The organism is Mycobacterium sp. ENV421 (assembly GCF_002887815.1).
Classification (GTDB): Bacteria; Actinomycetota; Actinomycetes; order Mycobacteriales; family Mycobacteriaceae; genus Mycobacterium.
On the sequence record NZ_PDHO01000093.1, the window covers coordinates 1 to 3662 of the forward strand.

The window sequence follows — 3662 nt, forward strand, 5'->3', positions numbered from 1 at the left end:
GAGCAGGAGATCCGAGAACTTAAGCGTGCCATCGTTATCTTCAGCCGGGTGTCCAGGATGGTGTGTTGATCAGGGCGTTCACGTTGTGGACGGTGTCTTTGTAGCAGTAAGTCGGGCGGTGCGGAGTTGACCGTGCAATTGGGCGACTTGATCGCGTAGTCGACGGTTTTCTTCGTCGAGTTCGCGGTTGCGTTGGTGGGCAAGGCGGAGTCGATTGCGCAGGGATGCGTCGCTTGCCGGTTGTTGTTTGGTGTGGCTGGTCGTCGGCGCGGGATCGCGTAGTGCTCCGATCCTGCGGATTTCGTCCTTGACGTCGGTCTGTGTGTAGAGCCAGGAGCGAGAGACGCCGGCGTGTTCGGCGACGGTGGTGAAGCTGATCGGGCACCCGGTTTGGTCGAGCTCGTGCAGGGCAGCCAGGGCTTTGGCGCGAGTGGTTTCGTGACGTCTCTTGGCGGCCGTGGCGAGGTGAATGCTGTTGTCAGCGCGCATCTTCTGCAGTGTCCTGGTGGTCGGTTTCGAGTGTGGCGATGATGGTGTCGAGGTTGGTCAGCACGGTGCGGTTGGCCTCGGCCAAGCGTTGTTGGCCGCGTGCTTCGGCGGCGGTGATCAGTTGCAGGGTTTGCTCGCGTTGAGCGTGGTGTTGAGGCAGGAACTCTGGTGTCGTGATGAATACGGGGCAGGTCAGACACGCGTTGGCGTGTGGGCAGGACTTCTGCAGCGGAAGTCCGCAATAGCCGTTGGGTAAAGCCATTTTGGCGCGGGCGAGGTTGTGGTTCATCCATTCGGCGTCGCCGATCAGTCCGTCGCCGCTGGTGTCGACGGACTGGCCGTGGATGTCGATCTTTCGGGCGCGTTCCCACTGGGTGCGGATGGTGGTGTCGGCCAGGCGGGCGTAGCGGGCGGTCATGGTGTGGCTGGTGTGGTCGAGCAGTCTGCGCACGACTTCTTGGGAGACGTCGTTGTTGATCAGCCGGGTGGCGTAGGTGTGGCGGAACTGGTGCGGGGTGACTTTGGCCGGGCGGCCCAACTCGTCGACGACGGCAACATCGGTCAGCCATCCCTTGAGGTGCATGTCAAAGGTGTTGGGCCCAATGGGATGACGACCATGGGGGTTGGCGTGTGAGCGTGGGATCAACACCGCCGTCTCGGGGAATGCTGCGGTTGCGCGGCGCTGTTGGTCAGCGATCTTGGCGGCGAGCTGTTCATCGATGGGCACCATCGCTTCGCGGCGCATCTTGTGGTTTCGGTAGCGCAGGTAGGTCGCTCCGACGGGGTCGTGGACGAGGCAGTCGATGCTCAGGCGGGTGGCGTCTCCGATGCGCAGCCCGGCACCGTTGAGGATTTCGACGAGCAAGCGGATACGGGAGTCGCTGATGCGGTCGAGGTTGGCCGGGTCTTCGAGCTGGTTCATTACGAACTCCGGGATTGCTCGAGACAACGTGGCTTGTTCGGGGCGGGGGCAATCGTCGGGGTAGAGCTCGGCATCGGCGGGCAGCATCGCCCATCGGTGCTGGCGGATCGCTCGCAGGAACCCGCTTACCGCGCCGATATCACCGCGGCGTGTCTTGGGGCGGGCGAGTTCAGCTGCCAATGCGGCCAGGTAGCCCTCCAGGCTCTGGCGGCTCAACCCGGTGGGCCCCGGCGAGCTGGCAAGCCCTGGGGTCAACCGCGACAGCCGGATCAGTGCAACGAGGTCTCGGCGGACCTGAGTAAGTCCGATCCCGCATGACAGCCGCCACCGGCACCACCGCTTGACCAGTTCTCGCAGCCACGAGGGCTGTACTGCGGTGAAGTCGAGTTGGGCGCCATGACCGGCCCCGGGGATCGATAGTCGCCGCAGTAGCCAGACGTCGCGGTCGTATTCGGCCTCCCAGCCACCGCCGTCGCGAAGATCCAACAGGCAGCCGATGGCGAACCCCAGGAAGGCCCGTGCGGTGCTGGTAGCTGCCGGGGGTAGCTCACCGAGCCAGGCGTCCAGTGGCCGGCCCAACAGCGACACGTCCCCGGCAGTAGCGAGGTGATCGAGCAGCGGTTTGACCGCCCGGGGAACGGTGCGGGCACGCTGGGCATCCACCCGGCACTGCACCGCGTACTGGACCTCCAAACGGAGCTGCGGTGAGAGCCCCCGGAAGTCGAAACGGTCCTCCCCGTAGGTGGCGCAGTAGGCGATGAAGGCCTCGGGTGCGGGGTATCCCCGCATCCGCCACCGGGTGTGGTGGCCGCGGCACCAACCGGCATCGAGTTCAGTCCACAACCGGCACCCGGTCACCCCGCATACCGCGGCCGCGGTCACCACCGGCGGTGACCACTGCGTCCGGTCGGGACGCCCGCCAGCGTCCCACTGACGGGAATGCCCGTAGCACAACCGATATCGGTGTTGCCCGAATCGGCAGCCGGCCACCTCGCACGCGTGCAGCGGCCTGTGACCGGTTACCTGCGGGTCCGCCGTGGCGGCCCACTGGGTAAGTTCGGGCCGGCCGTCTTTCTTCCATCGGTGTCGGTGAGCCTGGCACACGCGGTCGTAATAGCTCGATCGCACACAACCGGCAACGATGCACGCCGGAGTGCCCAGGATCGGATCCCCCACCGCGGGAACCAGCACCTCGACCTGGAACTCAGGCCGCACCGCGGCGGCTAATCTCTGGGCGAATCCGCTCACACCGACGGCCGTGGAATGTGCCGCCAGTGTGCTCATCACAGCGCGCCGTCGTCGTCGAGAACCCCCGCGGCCAGCAGCGCCCGGCGGGTGTCCTCCACGTTCAGGTGGGAGTACGTGTCACCAGTCGTGCTGATCGAGGCGTGCCCCAGCAACTTGCTCACCACCTCCACCGCGACCCCGCGGCGCAGCAGATCCGTTGCATAAGTGTGGCGAAACACGTGAGGGGAGAACACAATTCCCGACCGAGCACGAAGACGTAAGACCAGATCGTAAACGCTGCGGTAGCTCATCGGCACCCCCACCGGATCAGCCCACAGATTCACGAACACGTAATCGCTATCCAGGTCGCCGTACTCGGTATGCAGATAGTCGCAGTACAGGCGGATCAGCCGGCCCGGCACCGGAACCCGACGCGATCCGGACTTGGCCCGCGCCCCGTTAGCGTTGGTGCGGCCCACCACCGACACCACGCACGACGCGGCGTCAACGTCCTCATGGCGCAGTCCCAGAGCCTCACCAATGCGCAGTCCCGTCTCGGCCAGCAAGGTGAACAACAACCGGTCCCGCAACCGCTGGCACGACCCCAGTACCGCTGCGACCTGCTGCTCGTCCAGAGTCGACGGCAGCCGCTTGTCGGCACGCAACCGGATCCGTCGCGTCCTTTCCGGTCGAGAACCCAAGTGTGCCAACAAAGGCCGCCACGAACCGCCACCGGATCCGCGGCGCTGCCACGTCACCAGCAAATCGCCCAGGTTCACCCCATGCCGCTGATGGAACTCGTAGAACGCCGACACCGCTGACAGTTTCCGGTTCACCGTCGCCTCCGAGCACCCCGCCGGCACCGCACTCGGCAGGGCCACCACATTGGCGGCGTTCCTCGACTCCGGCGCCAGCCTCAGCCAGGCGACGAACCGGCCCACATCCTCCAGGCACACACTCGACCACACAAGCCCCGAACGTGCGCAAAACGTGAACCAGTCCCGAAGATCATGGGCATACGCAC

The 3662-nt window shown here is 65.4% G+C and carries 3 protein-coding genes; all 3 read right to left on the bottom strand.

The window, feature by feature from the left end; translation table 11 throughout:
- Positions 1-78 precede the first annotated feature (78 nt).
- Positions 79-489 carry a DUF6262 family protein gene (locus CRM90_RS29625; RefSeq protein ID WP_102810404.1) on the bottom strand — a complete coding sequence of 137 codons (411 nt, stop codon included), beginning with the start codon at positions 487-489 and terminating at the stop codon, positions 79-81.
- Complete coding sequence (locus CRM90_RS29630) at positions 479-2695, bottom strand: tyrosine-type recombinase/integrase (RefSeq protein WP_102810405.1); 2217 nt, start codon at positions 2693-2695, stop codon at positions 479-481. Before CRM90_RS29630 ends, CRM90_RS29625 begins: the two co-directional genes overlap by 11 nt.
- Positions 2695-3662: tyrosine-type recombinase/integrase (locus CRM90_RS29635; RefSeq protein WP_102810406.1), on the bottom strand; the 968-nt coding region annotated here is incomplete at its 5' end. The genes CRM90_RS29635 and CRM90_RS29630, both read right to left, overlap by 1 nt.

Coding starts and splice junctions, on each gene's coding strand:
- CRM90_RS29630 (WP_102810405.1), bottom strand. CDS start 2,695: ATGAGCACACTGGCGGCACATTCCACGGCCGTCGGTGTGAGCGGATTC.
- CRM90_RS29625 (WP_102810404.1), bottom strand. CDS start 489: ATGCGCGCTGACAACAGCATTCACCTCGCCACGGCCGCCAAGAGACGT.